The 19,518-nt window shown below is 71.6% G+C and carries 15 protein-coding genes; 5 read left to right on the top strand and 10 right to left on the bottom strand.

From position 1 onward, the window contains the following. Complete coding sequence (locus AB1207_RS14230; protein ID WP_367639040.1) at positions 1–933, top strand: glycosyltransferase; 933 nt, start codon at positions 1–3, stop codon at positions 931–933. Continuing rightward, positions 930–2,084 (top strand): glycosyltransferase, encoded by a 1,155-nt coding sequence (locus tag AB1207_RS14225; protein WP_367639134.1) that lies wholly within the window; start codon positions 930–932, stop codon positions 2,082–2,084. The genes AB1207_RS14230 and AB1207_RS14225 overlap by 4 nt, the downstream gene beginning before the upstream one ends. A 54-nt stretch (positions 2,085–2,138) precedes the next feature. Here the strand turns inward: AB1207_RS14225 and AB1207_RS14220 are convergent, their stop codons facing one another. After that, on the bottom strand, positions 2,139–3,413 hold the full coding sequence (locus AB1207_RS14220; RefSeq protein ID WP_367639039.1) for a glycosyltransferase: 1,275 nt from the start codon (positions 3,411–3,413) through the stop codon (positions 2,139–2,141). Between the two features lie 125 nt (positions 3,414–3,538). Here AB1207_RS14220 and AB1207_RS14215 point away from each other — a divergent pair, with 125 nt between their 5' ends. Continuing rightward, positions 3,539–4,417, top strand: coding sequence for a glycosyltransferase family 2 protein (locus tag AB1207_RS14215; RefSeq protein WP_367639038.1), 879 nt, complete (start codon positions 3,539–3,541; stop codon positions 4,415–4,417). Continuing rightward, positions 4,410–5,348: a glycosyltransferase gene (locus AB1207_RS14210; protein ID WP_367639037.1), complete on the top strand. Its 939-nt coding sequence runs from the start codon at positions 4,410–4,412 to the stop codon at positions 5,346–5,348. The genes AB1207_RS14215 and AB1207_RS14210 overlap by 8 nt, the downstream gene beginning before the upstream one ends. 22 nt (positions 5,349–5,370) lie before the next feature. On the opposite strand, the gene AB1207_RS14205 is transcribed toward AB1207_RS14210, so the two are convergent. From AB1207_RS14205 to AB1207_RS14180, 6 genes are all read right to left on the bottom strand, one after another. After that, positions 5,371–6,042 carry an acyltransferase gene (locus AB1207_RS14205; protein WP_367639036.1) on the bottom strand — a complete coding sequence of 224 codons (672 nt, stop codon included), beginning with the start codon at positions 6,040–6,042 and terminating at the stop codon, positions 5,371–5,373. 26 nt (positions 6,043–6,068) lie between these two features. Further along, entirely contained in the window at positions 6,069–7,409 is a 1,341-nt protein-coding gene (locus AB1207_RS14200; protein ID WP_367639035.1) for an O-antigen ligase family protein, read from the bottom strand. Positions 7,410–7,421: 12 nt separating this feature from the next. Beyond that, positions 7,422–8,342, bottom strand: a complete 921-nt coding sequence (locus AB1207_RS14195) for a YveK family protein (protein WP_367639034.1) — start codon at positions 8,340–8,342, stop codon at positions 7,422–7,424. A gap of 237 nt (positions 8,343–8,579) precedes the next feature. Beyond that, entirely contained in the window at positions 8,580–11,303 is a 2,724-nt protein-coding gene (locus tag AB1207_RS14190) for an NPCBM/NEW2 domain-containing protein (RefSeq protein ID WP_367639033.1), read from the bottom strand. A 271-nt stretch (positions 11,304–11,574) separates the two neighbouring features. Continuing rightward, a complete protein-coding gene (locus AB1207_RS14185) occupies positions 11,575–12,435 on the bottom strand; it encodes a beta-1,6-N-acetylglucosaminyltransferase (protein ID WP_367639032.1) in 861 nt (286 codons plus the stop codon). Between the two features lie 55 nt (positions 12,436–12,490). Then, complete coding sequence (locus tag AB1207_RS14180; protein WP_367639031.1) at positions 12,491–14,125, bottom strand: dolichyl-phosphate-mannose--protein mannosyltransferase; 1,635 nt, start codon at positions 14,123–14,125, stop codon at positions 12,491–12,493. Positions 14,126–14,351: 226 nt separating this feature from the next. On the opposite strand from AB1207_RS14180, the gene AB1207_RS14175 reads away from it, so the two are divergent. After that, on the top strand, positions 14,352–15,914 hold the full coding sequence (locus AB1207_RS14175; protein WP_367639030.1) for an MOP flippase family protein: 1,563 nt from the start codon (positions 14,352–14,354) through the stop codon (positions 15,912–15,914). Positions 15,915–16,505: 591 nt separating this feature from the next. Here the strand turns inward: AB1207_RS14175 and AB1207_RS14170 are convergent. The 3 genes from AB1207_RS14170 to AB1207_RS14160 all read right to left on the bottom strand — a co-directional run bounded on the left by AB1207_RS14170 (position 16,506) and on the right by AB1207_RS14160 (position 19,405). Beyond that, positions 16,506–17,573, bottom strand: a complete 1,068-nt coding sequence (locus AB1207_RS14170; RefSeq protein ID WP_367639029.1) for an acyltransferase family protein — start codon at positions 17,571–17,573, stop codon at positions 16,506–16,508. Between the two features lie 98 nt (positions 17,574–17,671). Then, complete coding sequence (locus tag AB1207_RS14165) at positions 17,672–18,211, bottom strand: serine acetyltransferase (RefSeq protein WP_367639028.1); 540 nt, start codon at positions 18,209–18,211, stop codon at positions 17,672–17,674. A 93-nt stretch (positions 18,212–18,304) separates the two neighbouring features. Further along, a complete protein-coding gene (locus AB1207_RS14160) occupies positions 18,305–19,405 on the bottom strand; it encodes a DUF4124 domain-containing protein (protein WP_367639027.1) in 1,101 nt (366 codons plus the stop codon). Positions 19,406–19,518: the final 113 nt, after the last annotated feature.

Below are 19,518 nucleotides of genomic sequence, written 5' to 3'. Positions count from 1 at the left end.
GTGGGAACCGTCGTGGAGCACGGGGCGGACGCTGCGCCCTCGCTCGCCACCGCAGAGCAGGACCTGTCGGCGCCGGACGTCTCCGTCGTCATCCCCGCCCTCAACGCGGCGCACACCCTGGGCGTCCAGCTCGACGCTCTCGCAGCGCAGGTGACCGGCCGGTCCTTCGAGGTGCTCGTCGCCGACAACGGTTCCACGGACGGTACGCGCGACCTCGTGGAGGGTTACCGCGACCGGTTGCCCGGCGTCCGCTGGATCGACGCGAGCGCCCGGACGGGGTCGAACGTGGCCCGCAACACCGGCATCGCCGCGGCGCGGTCGGACCTCGTCCTGCTGTGCGACGCCGACGACGAGGTGGACCCCCACTGGCTCGAGGCGATGGCGGTGGCGCTGGAGACCGCGGACGGGGTCGGCGGTCGCCTGGACCGGGTCAAGCTGAACGACGCCTACATCGAGAAGTGGGGAACCCCGCACGGTCACAACGGGGTCGTCGCCCAGCTCGGGTTCCTGCCCCGGCCGATCGGGGCGAACGCCGGTCTCCGCAAGACCGTGTGGGAACGGCTGGGGGGTTTCGACGAGACCTACGTGCGCGGGGGGACGGAGACCGAGTTCTTCTGGCGCCTGCAGCTGGAGGGTTTCTCCCTCGTCGAGGTCCCGGACGCGCTCGTCCACTACCGGATGCGGTCCAGCTTCAAGGCCGGGGTGCGCCAGATGTACATCTGGGGCCGTCAGGCGCCCATGCTCTACCGCGACTTCCGCGAGCAGGGGATGCGCTGGGACCGGCGGGAGAGCCTGCGGCGCACCAAGTGGCTCGTGACCACGGCCCCCAGGGCGCTGCGCAGCCGGGACGTGCGGTACCAGGTCGCGCGCGAGGCGGCCTACCGCGCCGGCCGCGTGGTCGGCAGCGTCTCGTTCCGCGTGGTGTACCTCTGAACGCACCGGCCGGCCGGGTCGACGGCGACGTCGCCGTCTACCGGCGGCAGTTCCTCAACCGGTCGGAGACCTTCGTCCGCGACCACCTCGTCTTCCTGGACCGGTGGCGCCCCACGGCCCTGACGTCGTGGCGCCAGGCCGACGGTCTGGAGGTCCCCGGCGTCCCCGTCGTGGAGGCCCGGGAGGGTGACGTCCGGCGCAAGGTCCTCGACCGGTTGCCGCAACGGATCGCCGGAACCCACGACGGCCGGCAGGAGCGACGTCTCCGGTCGGCACTGCGACGGCTGCGGCCGGACGTCGTCCACGCGCACTTCGGCACGGACGCGGCCGTGGTGGCACCGGTCGCCCGGGAACTCGGCATCCCGTTCGTCATCACCTGGCACGGGTACGACGCGACGGTCCACGACGAGGTCCTGGCGCAGTCGGAATCGGGCCGGACGCTGCTGGCCCGGCGGGAGGAGCTCCTGCGGGACGCAGCGGGCACAATCGCGGTGAGCGGACCGATCGCGCGGGAACTGGAACGGCACGGGGCCACCCCGGGGTCCATCGACGTCATCGCGTGCGGGGTCGACACACAGGCGGTCGCCGGAACCCCGCCTCCGCCGGACGGTGGCCTGCTCTTCGTCGGGCGACTGGTCGAGAAGAAGGGTCTGGGAGACCTGCTCGACGCACTGTCGGGACTGGCCGCTCCGCCACCGCTCACCGTGATCGGGGACGGACCCCTTCGTGCCCGGATGGAGAGCAGGGCGCAGGCGGCGGGTCTCGACGTGAGGTTCCTCGGCGTCCGCGGCAGCGACGAGGTGCGCGAGCAGATGCGTGCCGCGCAGGCCGTGGTCATCCCCTCCCGCCGCGCGACCAACGGCGACTGCGAGGGCCTGCCCGTGGTCAGCCTCGAGGCCGGGGCCTGCGCGCGCCCGGTCGTGGCCTACGCGCACTCGGGCCTCGTGGAGTCCGTCCTGGACGGCACCACGGGTCTGCTGGCGCAGGAGGGCGACGTCGCCGGACTGGCGACGGCCATCGAGAAGGTGTCGCAGGACGCGGACCTGCGGGAGGCCCTGGGCCGCGCCGGACGCGACCACGTCGTGCGGTCCTTCGACATCCGGGTGACGACGGCCCGCATCGAGGCCGTCTACGACCGCGCGCGGTCGTAGACGCCCCTCCCGACCGTCCTCAGACGCCGATGACGTCCCGCAGGCGGCGGACGTTCAACGCCGCCCCGAACTCCTCGCGCACCCGGGCGCGGGCGGCCTGACCGAGTGCGCTCCGGCCGTCGGCGGTGTCGTCCGCCAGGTCGCGCAGGGCCGACGCCAGCTGGTCGACGCCAGCTGGTCGACGCGGCCGGGCGGCACCAGCCGGCCCGTGACCCCGTCGCGGACGAGCTCGGGGATCCCGGCGATGGCCGTGGTCACGACGGGCAACCCCGTGGCCATCGCCTCCATGAGGACCACGGGAACCCCCTCGGCGAAGCTGGGGAGGCAGAACACGTCGGCCCAGGCGTACTGGTCCGGGAGCTCCTCGTTCCCGAGGGGGCCGACGAGGGTCACGCGGTCCGCGGTGCCCTGGTCGACGCTCTGGCGGCGCAGCTCGTCGGCGAGAGGGCCCGCACCCACGATCCGCACCTCGACGTCGAGGGGGTCGGGTGCCGACCGCAGGTGCGCCACGGCGTCGAGCAGGACGGAGGGCCCCTTCTCCGGCACGAGCCGTCCGACGAACAGGATCCGCAGCGGACCCGCCGGGCGCCCGGCGCGGTCGGACGTCCGGTCGCCGAAGCGGTCGACGTCGACCGCCATCCGCACCAGACCCAGCTTGCGCCAGTGCTCCGGGGACGTGTGCCGCATGAGCTGCCCGCGGCAGAAGTCGCTGATGCAGGCGACGGCGTCGGCCGACCGCACCTTGGCGGGGAGGTCGAAGGCGTCGACCGCCTCGAACTCGGTCGGCCCGTGCATGGACATGGTCCACCGCCAGCCGCTGTCCGGTCCGTCCTGCGCGCGGCCCATCGCCACGACCAGCCGGGCCACGTCCGCGCCGTTGTTGGCGAAGTGGACGTGCAGGTGCCGCAGACCGAGCCGTCGCATCTCCTCCAGCAGGACGGCGGCCTCGGCGAGGTAGAACCCCTGCCAGACACGACCCTTCACCGCAGCCGGTCCCGAGCGCGCGGCGAGCGCGAGGCCCGCCACGAGGCCGCGGGGGCGACGCGCCGCCGCCAGGCCCGCCCCGGCCGCCTCGCGGACCCGGGCCCTGTCCAGCAGCACGGTCGTCGTGGCCGCCTCGTCGCGGCTGCGGTCGGACCGGTGCTGCGCGGGCGACGTCGGCCGCACCGAGAAGGTGTGGACCCGGACACCGGCCGCCCGCAGCGCCTCGACCTCGTTCTCGATGAAGGCGTGCGAGAGCGTCGGGTACTCGCTGACGAGGTAGGCGACGGCGGGGCCCGCCTCGGAGGTGTCGTCGGGAAGGGGGTTCGGTCCCGTGGGCGAGGCCATGGCCGCACCCTAACGGGCTCCTCCGATGACCCATCGCACCGTGGGCGTCACAGGACGTCGCGCTAGGATGCGCCGACTCGTGGTCGTGTGCCGACTGCCCCACACCTGAGGAGGAGCCGACGACCGTGGTGAGCCCGAACGTCAGCGTCATCGTCCGCACCAGGAACTCCGCCGCCACGCTCCCCGCCACCCTCTCGTCCCTGCGCTCCCAGACCGTCCCCGTCCGGGTGGTGGTCGTCGACTCGGGGTCGACCGACGCGACCGTGTCCATCGCCCGGGACGACGCGGACCAGCTCGTGCAGGTCCCGGGGGAGTCCTTCTCCTACGGCGGCGCGCTGAACACCGGCGCCGAGGCCGCTCCCGGTCCCGTCCAGGGGTCGCTGTCGAGCCACACCGTCCTCCCGCGGCCGGACTGGGTCGAGATCGCCCTGTCCCACCTCGACGCCGGGGCGGTGGCCGTCTGCGGGGGAGACGTCGACGGCGGCGGCCGGCCGCTCCGGGCGCCCCTGAGCGCAGACGCGGAGTACCTGTCCCGCCACCGCTACTGGGGGTTCACCAACACGGCGAGCCTGTGGCGCGCGGACGTCCGCTCGGCGCACCCCTTCGACGAGACGCTCGTGGCGTCGGAGGACCAGGAGTGGTCCTGGCGGGTCGTCGCGGACGGTGGGGTCCTGGTCGTGGACCCTCGGCTGACCGTGAGCGGCAGCCACCGCCGGACGGCGGGCCTGAAGGCCTACCACCAGCGCATGGTCCGCGAGATCCGCGCGCTCGAGCACCTGCGACCGCTGGCGCACTACCCCCTCTGGCAGGGCGTCGCGGACTGGGTGCGGAGCGAACCGGTGGACCCGTTCGTGTCCCGGGTCCGCCCGTTCGGGAGGACCCGCCTGCTGGACATCGCGGCGCGCTGGGACGCCGGCCGGCAGCAGCGCCACGGGAAGGTGCCCCAGCCGCGGACGCGGCACCGGGCGTCCTCCGGGAACGGGGAGGTCCGTGCCGATGTCTGACCAGGACCGGCCCGTGGCCGACGCCTCGGCCGTGCCTGCGGAGGGGGCCTCGCAGCCTCGGCCCCGGTCGGTGGCCGTGATCCCGGTGCGGGGACACGCGGCCCTCCTGGACGGGGCCCTCGCCGCCCTCTCCGCGCAGACCGTCGCCCCTGACCAGATCGTCGTCGTGGACGACTCACCCGAGCCGGTGCTGGACCTCGCTGCGCCCGTCACCGTCGTCCACAGCGGCGGTCTGGGCCCCTACGGGGCGCGCAACACCGGGGTGGCCGCCGCCGCGGACGCCGAGGTCGTGCTGTTCCTCGACGCGCGCAGCAGGCCGCGCCCGCAGTGGGTGGAGCGGACACTGGCGAGTTTCGAGGAACCCGAGGTGGGTCTCGTGGGTTCCGACACCCTGGTCCTCGGGGGCCCGTCCCTGGCGGAGCGGGCCAGCGAGTTCCAGCAGTTCAGCCGTCTCGACAAGTACGTCGCGGACCCGTTCTTCCTGCCGTACCTGCCGACGTGCAACCTCGCGGTGCGGCGCAGCGACTTCGACGCGGTGGGGGGTTTCTCCGGCGTGCGCAGCGGCGGGGACGCGGACCTGTGCTGGCGCCTGCAGGTGACGACGGGGCACCGCCTCGACGTCGTGCAGGAGGTCCTCATGGAGTGGGTCCCGCGCAACGAGGCCCGGCAGTTGCTGGAGCAGAACTACCGGTACGGCAAGAGCCACCACGGCCTCCGCAGGGAGTGGGCCTCCGAGGGCCTGGAGGTCGTCCCTCCGCTGCCGGCCTGGCGCCTCGCGGCCAGGACCGGGAAGGCCGTGCTGCGGTTCGGCGCTGCCCTGCCCCGTGGCGGGTCGGCCCGGGCCGAACGCTTCGTCGCGCTCGCCGGGGCCTGCTTCGACTGGGGTTACTGGACGGCCCACCACCGGGACCAGCCGGTTCGTCCCGGCTGACCCCGGCGGTGGGCCGCGGCGTTCAGCTGCGGGCGTGCGCGTCGAGTTCGGCCGCGTCGAGCACCGGCGGCGGGACCGACGCCTGCACGGCCTCGGGGAGCTGGTCACCCGTGCGCCGCTTCTTGACGATGCGGGCCGGGTTCCCCGCCACGACGGTCCACGGCGGGACGTCGGAGACCACGACCGATCCCGCCCCGACGATGCTGCCCGTCCCGATGCGGCGGCCGGGCAGGATGATGCACCCCGCGCCGATCCAGACGTCGTCCTCGATGACGATGGGCCGGTCCTCGCGGAAACCCTGCTGGTTCATGGGGACGTCGACGCTGCGGGTCTCGTGCGCGGACGCTAGCAGGACGCACCGGGGCCCCATCATGACGTCGGCGCCGATGTGCACGGGGCCGATCACGAGGGCGTCCATGCCGATGTCGGAGCGGTCACCGACCCGGACACCCTTCCCGGAACCGAACCAGGCGCCGTGCTCGATGTTCACGTCGGCACCGCACTCGTCCAGCATCCACCGCGCGCTCAGGGCGCGGGCCCGTCGTGCCAGTCCGCCACCGGGTCGGGGGCTCCACGGCAGGTGGCGTCCCACACCGAGGTAGGCGGCCGCGGCGGCCATGCGTTGCGCCTTCCTCCTGCCCCCCACGGGGGTCGCAGGGTCGGCTGCTCGCCGCGCGGCACCGTCGTCGCTCACCGGGTACTCCTCCTCGTCCTGGCCGACTACCTCTGGAGGGCGACGACGTCGGTCGACCTGTCGTCTTCTCTAGAAGAAGAAACGTAGGGGATCAGGGCGATCCCAGCCAACAACCAGGTGAGCGTGTTCGGCAGCGGGTAGGGGACCGGGCTGAGCATCAACGTCACGCCCCAGACCGCCGTCATGCCGAGGGAGACCGCACGCCACCCCACGAGTTCCTTCTCGCGGTACCGCTGGGGGAGCAGGACCCGCGCAGGACCGAGCAGGATGCACGCCACGAACAGGGCGGCGCCGGGCAGGCCCAGTTCCGCGGCACGGCTCAGGAACACGTTGTGGACTTCGATCTTGACGTTCGTGATGCCGTAGGTGTCGGCCTGCCGCACCCAGTCCGAGGACACGTCGAGGAACTTCACCCAGCCGACGCCGGTGAGGGGTTCCTGCTCGACGATGCGCAGCGCGGCCCCGTTGGTGTTGTAGCGGTCGTAGACGGACCGGGAGGTTCCGGCGCGTTCGGTCACGCTCTCCTGCAGGCCGGGAACGACCGCCAGGGCGATCGCGACGGCGGCCGCCCCGCCGACCAGGGCCACGGGGATGTAGCGGCGCAGGGCCGGCGTGATGACCATGGCGAGGACCGAGCCCAGGACCAGACCCACCCACACCGACCGCGTGAGGGACATGAGGACCCCACCGGCGCTGAGGGCGACGACGAGGGCGGACAGCCAACGCCAGGCACCCCGGAAGCGGGACACCGCCAGGGACGCGGCGAAGAAGCAGGCGGCGCAGGCCATGCCCATGGCTTCGGACGCCGCGAACGGGCCGCGGGCCCGGCCGAACTGGATGCCGACGCTCGGGTCACCGATGTAGCTGGGGAACACCAGGGCCCACAGCTTCAGCGTCTCGAGGATCGCCGTCACCCCGAGGTACAGACCGAGCAGCACCAGCGTCTTGAGCAGCAGCGCCCGGTGCTCGGCCTTGGCGAAGACGATGGGCGCGAGGCAGAACATCACGAACGGGACGAAGAGCCGGTCCAGGAGCGCGAACAGGCCGTAGCTGTTGAGCAGGGTTCCGTGCCCCGCCGCGGAGATCGTCGCGAGGGCGAGCAGGCCGAACATCGCACCGTGCACCGGACGGAGCACCAGGCTCCGGCGCTTCCACGCCCAGGGGTCCAGGGCCAGCAGCAGCACGCCGCCGAAGAAGGAGATGCGGTCCAGCCCGAGCGGGACGCCCAGGCGGTCCCAGTGGGCGGAGAAGATGTTGAAGACGATGGTGGCGAGGAAGCACCACACGTAGGCCGGGGTCGACCGCCACGACGAGTTCCCACCCGTCCCGTCCGTGGTCGGTCGCGAGGACACCGCGGGCGTCGCCATGACCGTCCGGCCTCAGACCCGGTGCGGCGAGTTCGACAGCGGGGAGCGCTGCTGCGCCGTGTCGTCGTCGAGGTCGATGGAGGAGTCCCCGCCGGCCTGCTGCTGGGACCGCAGCTTGCGGCGCTCCAGGAACGTCGCCAGGACCAGCGCGACCACGCCCCCCAGGCCGGCTCCGGCCAAGCCGTTGCGCTGCAGGGTGCTCGAGAAGTCGGTCCGCGAGATCTCCGCCTGGCGGACGATGCTGAGACCGCCCACGGCGGACGTCTGCGTCGTGGCGCTGCGGTACTGGGAGGCGAGCGCCTCCTGCTGGACCTTGAGGACGTCGAGCTGGGTCGACTGCTGCTGCAGGGTGGCCTGCGCTGCGGCGAGGGCCTCGGCGTTGCCGCGCCCGGCCTGCGCCGCGGCGATGGCCGACTGGGCCCCCACGACCGCCTGCTGGGTCGCCTGCACCTGCCCGCTGATGTCCGTGTAGCGCTGCAGGAGCTCCTGCGGGTTGGTGTAGCTCGCGTTGACCTGGTCCACCAGCTGCTGCGCGACGGCCTCCGCGGCCTGGGTGGCGGCCGCACGGTCCTTGGCGTCGACCTCGACCATGACGACGCTCGACCCGGCGATCGGGGAGGCCGAGATCCGGTCGACCGAGCTCGCCCGGTCGCCCAGCACGGGAGCCAGGTCGCTCTGCGCCTGACGGTCGTTCACGTACCGCGAGATGTCCGAGGCCAGCTGCTGCGAGGCCGTCGTGTACCCGGCCACGATGCGGGCGTCCAGGCTCTGGCTCCCGACGGCCACCCGGGCCTCTCCCGTGTACGTCGTGGGCGTGAGGTAGGCGGAACCGGCGCCGGCCCCGGCGCCGACGACGATCAAGAGGGCGGCGAGCTTCCACCGGCGGGCGAGGGCGCTGAGCGGACTCACGGGGGTGTCGGTCACCTGGGCCACGGATGCTGCTCCATCTGGTCGGGCGGGCTCGCTTCGGGTAGTCGGACCGAGGCAGAGAGTACCCACATCCGCTGAGCGGCGAGGTTCCATCGCAACCGAGCGCGGTCCTCTGTGACTTTCCGTCACATCCAGTGGGTCCCAGAAGATCAACAGCGACCGAGAGTGAGAGGGGGCCGCCGACGAACCACGTCGGCAGCCCCACCCCGTCATGCCGCACCGCGTCACGACCGGGTCGCGTCAGGACAGGTACGCCGCCGCCCAGTCGGCGTGGTCACCCGTGGTCGTGTCGCCCGCGTTCGTCACCACGAGCCGGATCTCGGAAGCGCCGGTGACGTCCACGACCAGGCTCTTCGCCGCCTGCCCGCCGCGCAGCACGCCGCTGTCGGCGAGCTTCGTGGTGCCGTTCCAGACCTGGAAGACGACCGAGCCGCCGGCCCCGACCTCGGAATCAACGCCCACCTCCGCCGAGAAGGTCGAGAAGCCCGCGACCGGGACGACGACCTCGGACGCCGCGTGGACCCCCAGCCCGGTCGCGTAGGAGCGGCCCCCGATCTTCAGCGTCCGCCCGTCGCCGGCCTTCAGCTCGCCGTTGCTGCGGTCCTTCTCCACCGGCCCCCACCCGTTGCGCACGGTGCGGAACGCCGTGGTGGAGACGGGGACCGCCGCCCGGCTCGTCGTGGGCGCGGGGCTCGTCGGCGCCGGGCTTGTCGGCGCCGGGCTCGTCGGCGCCGTGGTCGGTGCGCTGCTCGGCGTGGGGGCCGTGGTCGGAGCAGTGCTCGTGGGGGTGCTGGTGGGGGCGGTGCTGGGTGCGGTGGTGGGCTCAGGTGTGGCGGTGTTGCCGGGTGCGGTGGTGGGGGTGCTGGTGGGAGTGCTGCTGGCTGCGGTGGTGGGCTCAGGGGTGGCGGTGCTGGTGGGTGCGGTGGTGGGCGAGGCGGCAGCAGCGCCGAGGAGACGCGCGTCACCCCAGTCGGCGTGGTCGCCGGGGGTCCCGTCGCCGCCGTCGGTCACGACCAGCCGGATCTCCGAGGCGCCTGAGACGTCGACCGACAGGCGCCGGGCGGTCGATCCGGCCCGCAGCACGGAGGTCTCGGCCAGGAGGGTGTCGCCGTTCCACACCTGGAAAGCGGCGGTCCCCCTCGGCAGCACCTCGTCGTCGATGCCGACGTCGGCGACGAACGTCGTCGCGCCCCCGGTCGGCACGACGATCTCGGAGTCGGCGTGCACCCCGAAGCCCTTGGCGAACGCCTGCCCCGCCACCGTCAGCGTCCCGCCGTCGGTGCCGCTGAGCTCACCGTTGCTGCGGTCGGCTTCGGCGGGGCCCCACCCGTTGCGCACCACCCGGTACGCCGTGTCCGAGGCGAAGACGGTGCTCGCCGCCGGGCTGGTCGGGGTGGGGGTCGGGGTGGGGGTCGGGTTCGTACCCGTGGGTCGCAGCAGGCGGGCGTCGGCCCAGTCGGCGTGGTCGCCGGAGTTGCCGTTCCCGGCGTTGGTCACGACAAGGCGCAGTTCGGTGGCGCCGCGCACGTCGACGGACAACGCCTTGGCCGCCTGCCCGCCCCGCAGGACGCCGCTGTCGGCCAGCTTCGTGGTGCCGTTCCACACCTGGAACACGACCGAGCCGCTGGTGCCCACCTCGCTGTCGACACCGACCTTGGCGGTGAAGGTGGTGGCGCCGTGCGTCGGGACGACGACCTCGGAGCCGGCGTGGACCCCGAGGCCCTTGGCGTACGTGATCGCGCCGATCTTCAGCCGGCGGCCGTCGCCGGCCGCGATGTCACCGTTGCTGCGGTCCTTCTCCACGGGTCCCCACCCGTTCTTGACGGTGCGGAACGCCGTGTCGGAGACGTAGCTGACGTCCATGCCGTCGGGGTCGTGGTCGGTCCAGACCCCGCCGTCGGTGCCCTCGAGGACGTCGGGCTTGCCGTAGTCCTTGGGCAGCGCCTGCAAGGACGCCCAGGGGAAGTTCTTCATGATGTTGTAGCTCGGCGTGCTGCCCATGAGCGCCTTCCACGGGTCGACACCCGTGGCGGCGATGGCCGCTGCGGGGCTCTCGGCGACGACGGCGGTGCAACCGGCCTTGTCGGTGACGATGAACCCGTACTTCTGCGCGGCCTTGGCCACCATCTTCGCGATGGGGTGGATCTTCAGGGCATCCACGTCGATGCTGGGGTCGAGACGCAGGCGGGTTCCCTCGGGGACGCGGTCGACCGAGGTGTCGGTGCCGTCGCTGCGCTGGGCGGGGTAGCTGAACTCACTGGACTGGCCGGGCGCCGGCAGGTGCAGGGCGAGCGCGTGGTCGATGCTGCCGGACTCGATGTCGGCGATGCCGATCGTCCCGCCGGCGACGGCGAGGCCGCTCGCGCTGGCTCCGAAACTCGCCGGGAAGTACCCGTGGCTCTTGGACACGTCGTCGATGCGGCCGCCCCAGCACGCGCTCCAGGTGCCGTCGACCTTCTTCGCGACCCAGAACTCCCACAACTGGTCGGTGCTGGGGGAGTAGACGGTGAGCTGGCTGTCGCTGCCCTTGGCCGGGACCGCGTCGGCCGGGATCGGGACCTGCGAGAACTGCCCACCCTCGCCGAGGAGGCCCGGGGGCGTGGAGGCCTTGCCCTGGCAGTTGTTCCACTGGACGTCGACGCGGGGCTGGGTCGCGGGGACGGTGTAGAAGCTGGTGCTGTACTGGTAGGCATTGAACGCCGCCACCCCGCCGTAGAACTGCGCGGTCTGCGCTGCGACGTTCTGCACCATCCCTGCACTGTTCGGGCCGAGGGGTGCCCCGGTCACGTCGAGCTTCCACGCCGTGCCCGCGCTGAAGACGCCGCCGCTGGGCATCCCGGGTTCCACGGAGGTCGGGGCGACCACACCCGTGGACCCCGAGGTGGTGGCCACGGCGACGGTGGCGTTGGGAACGACGAGGGCGGTGGCGAGCAGGACGGCGGCCGCGAGGCGCGAGCGGTTCACGTGGGCTCCAGGTGGCGAGTGTTCATCGACACCTGCTGATCGGGCCCACCCGGCACCGGACTTCACTCGGCTGGCGGAGTTTCACCCCTGTGCAGCGGGCTGCTCGACGTCGTCACCGGGAGTCGTCCACCGGGTGCCGAAGTTCTGGGAACCCGTGTCGCTCGTTCGGGTCAGCCGTGTTCGTCGCGCTCCGTGACCGGTTGGCCCGAAGTTCCCGGCGGGCCCCGTCGGTGTTCGCTCACCGTCACCGGGGCGATCGGTGAGGTGCGGTTCAGGCCCGCCCCGCCAGGAGTTCGCGCACTCCGTCGAGGACGTCAGGATCGCGCCGCAGGTCGAACTTCCGGGCGAAGAACGCGCCGGACGAGGCCGCCGCCGGGAGGTCGGTCCTGGACAGGACGTCGGGGCTGAGGCGGTCCGAGCTCGTCCAGCGCGTGTACGTGAGGTTGGGGCGGACCTCGTAGCTCCTGGGCAGCGCGTGGACCACTGTCTGGAAGAACATCTCGTCCGGGACCTGGACGTGCCGGAAGAACTTGACGAACCGCGGTGAGGAGTCGACGAACTCGACGACGTCACGGGCGCACTCGTGGGGCATGGTCCACCACTGTGATCCCGCGTGCGGAGCCGCGCCGCCGAGGGGAGCCAGGCTGCGTGCGGGCAGCCGGGCCAGCAGTCGGCCGACCCGTGAGGCCCAGGGGTCGTGACGGTCCTTCGGCGCGTGGTGCCAGCGGTCGATCCGCGACATCGGTTTGCCGCGCGCCTCGTCCGGCATGGGCCAGCTGTTCATGCGCACGTGCCCCGGTCGCAGTTCGGCGCGGAGGTCGGCGAGGGGGCGCACGGGGAGGTCCGCTCCGCTGAGCAGCACGTAGTGGTCGGCGGGCGCGTGCTGCAGGGCGTCCCGCAGAGCCGTCACCGTGGCGGCGACCACGCCGAACCCGCCCCACCGCACCTCGTGGCGTCGGCCGGTCTCGCGGACCGCGGGTCCGTGCGACCGGAGCGCGTCGTGGAAGGGGGCGGCGTCGACCTTCGCGTCCACGTGCACGACCGCTCGCGCGCCTCCGTCGAGCAGGAGGTCGAGCTGGCTCGAGAGCTGCTGCGGGTTCTGGTGGGCCAGGACCAGGTACGTCAGCTGCATGCGGTGATCCTGGCACGAGCGGCCGCACCACCTCCGGAGGGCGCCGCGACGGCGGTCAGATCCAGCTGGGCAACCACATCCGTCGCGCCCAGCTCTCGTAGGGGATGACCTGGGCGGTGTAGACCGGCCAGAAGAACGCGAAGCAGGCCACGCACAGCACCACCACCGTGCCGGCGACCGCGGCGCCCACCCTGCGCCGCAGCAGGGCGGACTCGACGCTGACGCCCTTGCGCAGCACCGCCGTGCTCGGATCGGGTCCCAGGACCAGCCCCAGGAGGTAGACCACCGCCAGCACGACGAACGGGACGAAGACGACCGCGTAGAAGGTGAAGATCGTCCGGTGCTGGTACTGGAACCAGGGCAGGTACGCCCCGGCGTACCCGGCGAGGATCGCGCCCGCACGCCAGTCGCGGGCGAAGGCCCACCGGAACAGCAGGACGGCGAGGGCGACGAGCCCCACCCACCACAGGACCGGGGTGCCCAGGCTCGTGATCGCCTTGGAGCAGTTGTCGACGGTGCAGCCCTCGACGCCGTTCGCCTTGCTCTCGTAGAAGAAGGACGTCGGCCGGCCCTGCACGAGCCAGGACCACGGGTTCGCCGAGTAGGGGTGCGGGCTGTCCAGGCCGACGTGGAACGTGTACGCCTGCTGGTGGTAGTGCCACAGGCTGCGCAGCGCGTCGGGCACGACGGCGCCGATGCCGCGGGAGGGGTGCGTGGCCCCCCAGTCGCGGTCCCAGCCGAGGTCGCTGCGGAACCAGCCGATCCACCCCGCGAGGTAGGTGAGGACGGCCACCGGCACCAGCACGAGGAAGGCGCCGAGGCCGTCGCGCCACACCGCGGCCGCGAACCACGGCCGCACGCCCACGGCCCGCCGGGCGCCCGCGTCCCACAGGACGGTCATCAGCCCGAAGACGGCCAGGACGTAGATGCCGGACCACTTGACCCCGCAGGCCAGGCCGAGGCTCACCCCGGCCGCGAGGCGGTACCCGCGGAAGCCGATCCGTGGCCCCAGACCGTCGGCCCCGTGCTCCGCCACGGCGCGGGCCAGCCGCTCGCGTGCGTGGTCGCGGTCGACCAGCAGGAGCGCGAAGGCGACCAGCACCCACCACATGAGGAAGATGTCGAGCAGGCTGGTGCGGCTCTCGACGAAGTGCTCCCCCTCGAAGGTGAGGAGCACGGCCGCCGTGACGCCGAGCAGGGTCGAGCGGAAGAGGCGGCGAGCGATGCGGCCGATGAGGAGGATCGACAGCGTCCCGACGAGGGCGGCTGAGAAGCGCCAGCCGAACGAGGAGTCGATCCCGAAGATCCACTCGCCGACGGCGATCATCCACTTGCCGACCGGTGGGTGGACAACGAAGTCGCCCGTGGTCCCGAAGACGTCCGGCGTCCCGGCCGTGAAGAGCTCGTCCGGCTTGGCGATGCTGCCGTCGTTGCGCAGCTCCACGCCGTACTTCAGGAGGGAGTAAGCCTGCTTGACGTAGTACGTCTCGTCGAAGACGAGCTGGTGCGGCCGCCCGAGCTGGAAGAAGCGCAGGAAGCCGGCGACCGCCGTCACCGCCAACAGGGGCAGCCAGGCGCGCTTCCAGGACTCCCCGTCGATCTCGGAGGGGCCCCCGAGAAGCTTCTCAGCCAGGGGCTCTTGGCTCCTGCGTTGGTGGCGGGAGGATCCGGCGACGGCTCCAGCGCTCATGGGCGGTCCTCGAGCCTCGCGATCATGTCGGTCACTCTAGTTGGGAAGGATCGTCCTTCGAGTGCTCGTCGTCGCGGGCCGCCCGTGCGAGGGGCTACGCTCCTGAGTCACGCTCCGAGACGCGCAAGGTACCTTGCGTGTCCGGCCGTCGAGCCGATGACGCCTGCGCAAGCACGACCACGCGAAGTAGAGCCCTGACGAGCTCGGCAGACGATTGGGAGTCCGGATGACTGTGCCTGACCACCGAGGGGCGGCAGGAGAACTGGACGACGCCGGAGTCTCCACTCCACCCATCGCGGAGGCCGGCCGCGAGTCGGTGGCTGTATCGCGCAAGACGGTGGTCGCCAGCGCTGGGTGGTCGGCCATGGGCAGGACAGGCGCACAGGCCCTGCAGTTCCTTGCTGGGCTGGCGCTCGCACGCATCCTCGCCCCGGCCGACTTCGGCCTGTTGGCGAGCGTCTACGTGATCACCGGTTTCACCGTGCTGCTCTTCGACATGGGTCTCAGCGCCGCACTCGTCCACCAGCGCGAGGTACGGCAGGCCGACTACGACACGGCCTTCTGGCTCAACGCGCTCGGTGGCCTGGTGTTCATCGGGGTGCTCGCCGCGCTCGGCCCCTTCGTCGCCGATTTCTACGGCGACGACAGGCTCACGTGGATCACCCCGCTGGCCGGGCTGGGGTTCGCGCTGGCCCTCAACGTCAGCCACGCGGCTCTCTTGCAGAGGTCGATGCAGTTCAAGAAGGTCGCCGCGATCGAGCTGTCGTGCGCGGTGTTGGCGAACGCGGCGACGCTGATCGGCGCACTGTCGGGGATGGGGGCGTTCGCCCTGGTCCTGGGCCCCGCTGTTCAGGGGCTGGCCGGGACCATCATCACCTGGACTCTCGTCAGGTGGCGGCCGCGGGGCTTCATCTCGCGCCCATCGGTTCGGCGTCTGTGGTCCTTCTCCGGCGGCATGCTCGGCTTCAGTGTCGTGAACTACGCCGGTCGCAACAGCGACAACTTGCTGATCGGACGTCTCTTGGGCGCCACGGCTTTGGGGTACTACAACCGGGCCTACACCCTCATGTTGCTGCCTTTGCAGCAGATCAGCCAGGTGCTAGGTCGAGTGATGTTCCCCGCGCTGGCAGCCATGCAGGGAGATCGTGAACGACTGCAGGGCGCCTACCGCCGGGTCATCCTGGTGATGACGGCGGTCATCATGCCTGTTCTCGTCGGCATGGCGGCCGTCGCGGACGGTCTCGTCCCCCTGCTGTGGGGTGACCAGTGGCTGCTCGCCATCCCGCTGCTCCAGGTCCTCTGCCTCGCGGGTCTCCCGCAGTGCCTCAGCAACAGTGAGGGCTGGCTTTACCAGTCGCAAGGACGTACCCAGACGATGTTCAGGGTGGGGCTCGTCAGCACCCTCCTCACGGTCATCGCCATCGTCATCGGGTTGCGGTGGGGTGCTCTTGGTGTGGCAGTCGCACTGCTCGCGAAATTCTGGTTGTGGCAACCCGTGGGCTTTCACATCGCCTGCTCCACGATCGGGCTGAAAGCTCGACGCGTGTTCCTCGACATCGTCCCGCCGCTGGCGGCAAGCGCCGTCATGGGCGGAGTCGCTTGGGCCATCCCCTGGGCGTTGGACGTCCCGCGCCAAGACGTCTTCTGGCTGCTCGTCCGAGTGGCTGTCGGGGCGGGGCTCTACGTTGGGTGCCTCGCCTTATTCGGCCGGCGGGTGCTCGGCGAGATCGTTTCGCTGATGCCGTCGAGGCTTCTCCGGCGCCTTCCAGCACGGTTCAGACGCAGCTGAAGCGGTAGGGGGGTTGGGTCTCCAAGGCCCCCTCACGCCATCCGAGTCGACGAAGGGTGCTCCACGGGAGCAGACGGTTGAGCCTCACCCGGAACGCTCCGTCCAGCACGACGAGAGCTCGACGGACGAGGTGGCCCGCGTTTCCGTGCTGGGGCATCAGCCTTTGAACTGTTGCCCAAGAACTTTCGTGGGTACCCCGCCGACAATCCACTGCCCGACACGTCCCCGGTGGCGACCGATCTGGCTGCCACACCGTCCGGTCCCGACCCGTCCGCGCACTGCTGATGACCATGGACGCAGCGACTGGCCACCTGCTCGCCCCGGTGGCCGTCGGTGCCGGACGCGAGCTCTCATGCCGGTCGTCACCGGTCGACCTGAGTGGTGGCGCACCTCCGACGACCGCGATCGTCTCGGCTGTTCCTGCGAACGTGGCGTCGTCACCAGCATGCCCGGAGCCGCCCCTGGGACAGCGGTCTTGCAATCAATCCAGAGCCGGCACCGTCGTCAGGTGTTGGCAGACGATGTCGAGGTCAGTGCACACGCAATCGACGACCCGAGACGGGCGGCTCGCCTTCGGGGCGGGTGTCCTCGTCAACGCACCGGCTGCAGGTCCGTCTTCCGTCCCACCGTCTCTCCGCCGGGACGCTGAGGTCCCGTCAGGAAGGTCGGCGCGGCCAGAAGACCTGGCACCTTGGACAACGGCTTGCGCAGGGCCAGGGCGGCGGCAGTTCCCACCACCACGAGGACGGGAGGAGCGAACCATCGAGCCGCGTCGACCCAAGGGCTGCTGGCGAGGCCCGCCATGGGGAGCACCAACAACGCGAGCAACATCTCGTGGGTTACGTAGACACCGAGCGTGTCGCGGCCCACCGTCGCGAGGAACCGGCCGAAGCGGCTCGAAGCGATCGACGCTGAGAAACTCAGTCCCGCAAGAACTGCCGCTGCGCCCAGGGCGAACCGAACCCCGGCCACGTCCAGAACGTCGAGCTTTGCCGCGACGAGTGCGACGACACCCACCACCGAAGCGAGGGGGAGGGCGATCGAGAGTCGCCCAAGGCGGGGAATCCGGCCCAGCGTCTGGGACCTGAGCCTGCTGCCCGCCAGGAAGAACACGAAGAGGACGAGGCAGTTGTTCCACACGAAGCTGCTGGGGACCAGGTCGGTCCCGGCCACCGCGGACAACAGCGCGGCCGGCACGAGCACCGCCAAGGTCGAGAACCGATTGAGCGCCTTTGCCGCCAGGGTGAAGAGAGCCAGGGCCAGGAGGTACCACAGGCCGTTTTGCGGCTGGGTGAAGGTGGACTCCACCCAGTGCCAGGCCCCCCGCGGGGCGCCCTGCCGTTCGTAGGGCACGAGGCTGAAGAGGACGAACGCCAGTGTGGCCCACAGGACGTACAGGTACAGGTTGCCTGCCACCCTGCGCCGAAGGGTCGGCATCCAGGGGCGGGCCAGTGCGCTGCTCGCGAGGAGGCCGCTGATGAAGAAGAAGAGCGGCATCCGGATCACCCGCGTAGCGCCGTTGACGACGTTCCAGGCGTTCGACTCCAAGCCGACCGAGGCGGCGAAGAGTGCCGCGTGGTAGGTGATGACGAGCAGGATGCTCGCTCCGCGGGCGGTGTCGACCCAGTCGTACCTAACCTGCTGGGCGTGACGGGTCACCGGTTCTCCTTGTCGTGAGGCTGCTGAGAAGGTACACAGTCGGCTCACGGGTGAACAACAACGAGTGACTGTCGTCACGCCCGACCGGGCGCGCGTCGTCAGGCGGGTCGGGAGGGGGTGCTCTGCGCCCCGGACAGGACCCGCACCGGAGGGGCGACGACCGTCGCCCCGGCCTCGACGTCCTTGACGACGACCGCGTTGGCCCCCACCTTGCAGCCGGGCCCGAGGTCGACGGGGCCGAGGACCGCAGCGCCGGCACCGAGGTAGACGCCGTCTCCGATGTGGGGCGGTCGCGCGTTGTTCCGCACGCCGATCGTCACGCGGTGGTGGAGCGTGACGTTCGCGCCGATGCGGGCGTCGGGGTGCACGATGACGCCCCGTCCCGCGTGGGGGAGCTTCATCCCGGGACCGACGACGACGCTGCGCGGCAGTTCGGCCCCGATGGTGTTCCGCGTCCACAGCTGGTCGACCACGCCGTGCACGCGGCGCAGGGCGAAGGCGGCCGCGCCGGGGCGGTCGTGCAGGACCTGCCCGAAGCGCCAGATGGCCATCGTGGCGATCGACTCACGGGAGGGCCGGTTCAGGGGCAGGTCGCTGCGGGTCAGGTCGAGCCACTCGCGCCACCACGATCTGCTCACCGGGGGTCCTCCCGCTCGGGGTCGTGCTTCGTTCCGAGCGGGAGGCTACCGCGAGTACGTCAGAGGGTCACAGATCGTCGGTGACCGGCGCGGTCACCGCTTGGGGTTGGCGGGCTTGCCGTAGTCCTTGGGCAGGGCCTGCAACTTGTCCCAGGGGAAGTCCTTCATGATCAGGTAGTCCGGCTTCCCCTGCATCAGGGCCTTCCACGGGTCGACCCCCGTGGCGGCGATGGTGGCGGCGGGGCTCTCGGCGGTGACGGCGACGCAGCCGGCCTTGTCGGTGACGATGAACCCGTACTTCTGGGCGGCCTTGGCGACCATCTTCGCGATCGGCGTCAGCTTGAGCTTGTCGACGTCGATGCTGGGGTCCAACCGCAGGCGCGTGCCCTCGGGGACGCGTCCGGCGGACTTGTCGTACCCGTCGCTGCGCTGAGCGGGCCAGCTGGTCTCGTTCCAGTTGCCCGGTGCGGGGATCGCCAGGGCGAGGGCGTGCTCGATGCTGCCGGCCTGCGCCTCCTTGATGCCGATGGTCCCGCCGACGATGGCCATCCCGCTGGCACTGGCGCCGAAGCCGCCCGAGAAGTAGCCCGGGTCGCTGGAGACCTTGTCGATGCGTCCGCCCCAGCACGCCTGCCAGGTGCCGTCCACCTTCTTCGCCTGCCAGAACTCCCACAGCTGGTCGGTCCCGGGGGAGTAGACGGTCAGTTCGCCGTCGGTGCCGGGAGCCGGCACGGCGTCCGCCGGGATGGGGACCTGGGTGAACTGCCCGCCCGCTCCCGTCAGGCCGCCAGGGGTGTAGTTCTTCTTCTGGCAGTTGTGCCAGCGGACGTCCACCTTGGGGGTTCCGGCGGGAACCGTGTAGACGCTCGTGCTGTAGCGGTAGGCGTTGAACGCCGCGACCCCGCCGTAGTACTTCGCGGCCTGGTCGGCCACGTTCGCCACCATCGCCGCCGAGTTCTGGTGCAGCGGAGCGCCGGTGACGTCCTGCTTCCAGGCGCTCGTGGCGCCGAACGGAGTACCCACGGGACCGCGGAAGTCCGCGAGCAGGTTCTGGGCAGCGTTGGGCGACAGCGCGCGACGGCCGAGGGAGACGCGGCCGTCGGCGGCGCTCGCGCTCGTCGCGGTGACGACGCCTCCGGCCAGGACGGCCGTGGCGGCGATCGCCGCGGCCAGGCGGCGGGGCGTGCGGGTCATCGGGACTCCTCGGAGCGTCGACGGGACTGCGGGACGCGGTCCCGTTCGTCTGGACCGCACACCAGGCATCGGTCGTCCCGTGCTGCCCTGCAAGAGGTCGGCGCCTGATCGGG

The sequence above is a fragment of the Kineococcus endophyticus genome (genome assembly GCF_040796495.1).
In the GTDB taxonomy this organism is placed as follows: domain Bacteria; phylum Actinomycetota; class Actinomycetes; order Actinomycetales; family Kineococcaceae; genus Kineococcus; species Kineococcus endophyticus.
The sequence above is the reverse complement of the archived record's forward strand: the minus strand, read 5'-3'. Positions and strand labels throughout refer to the sequence as shown.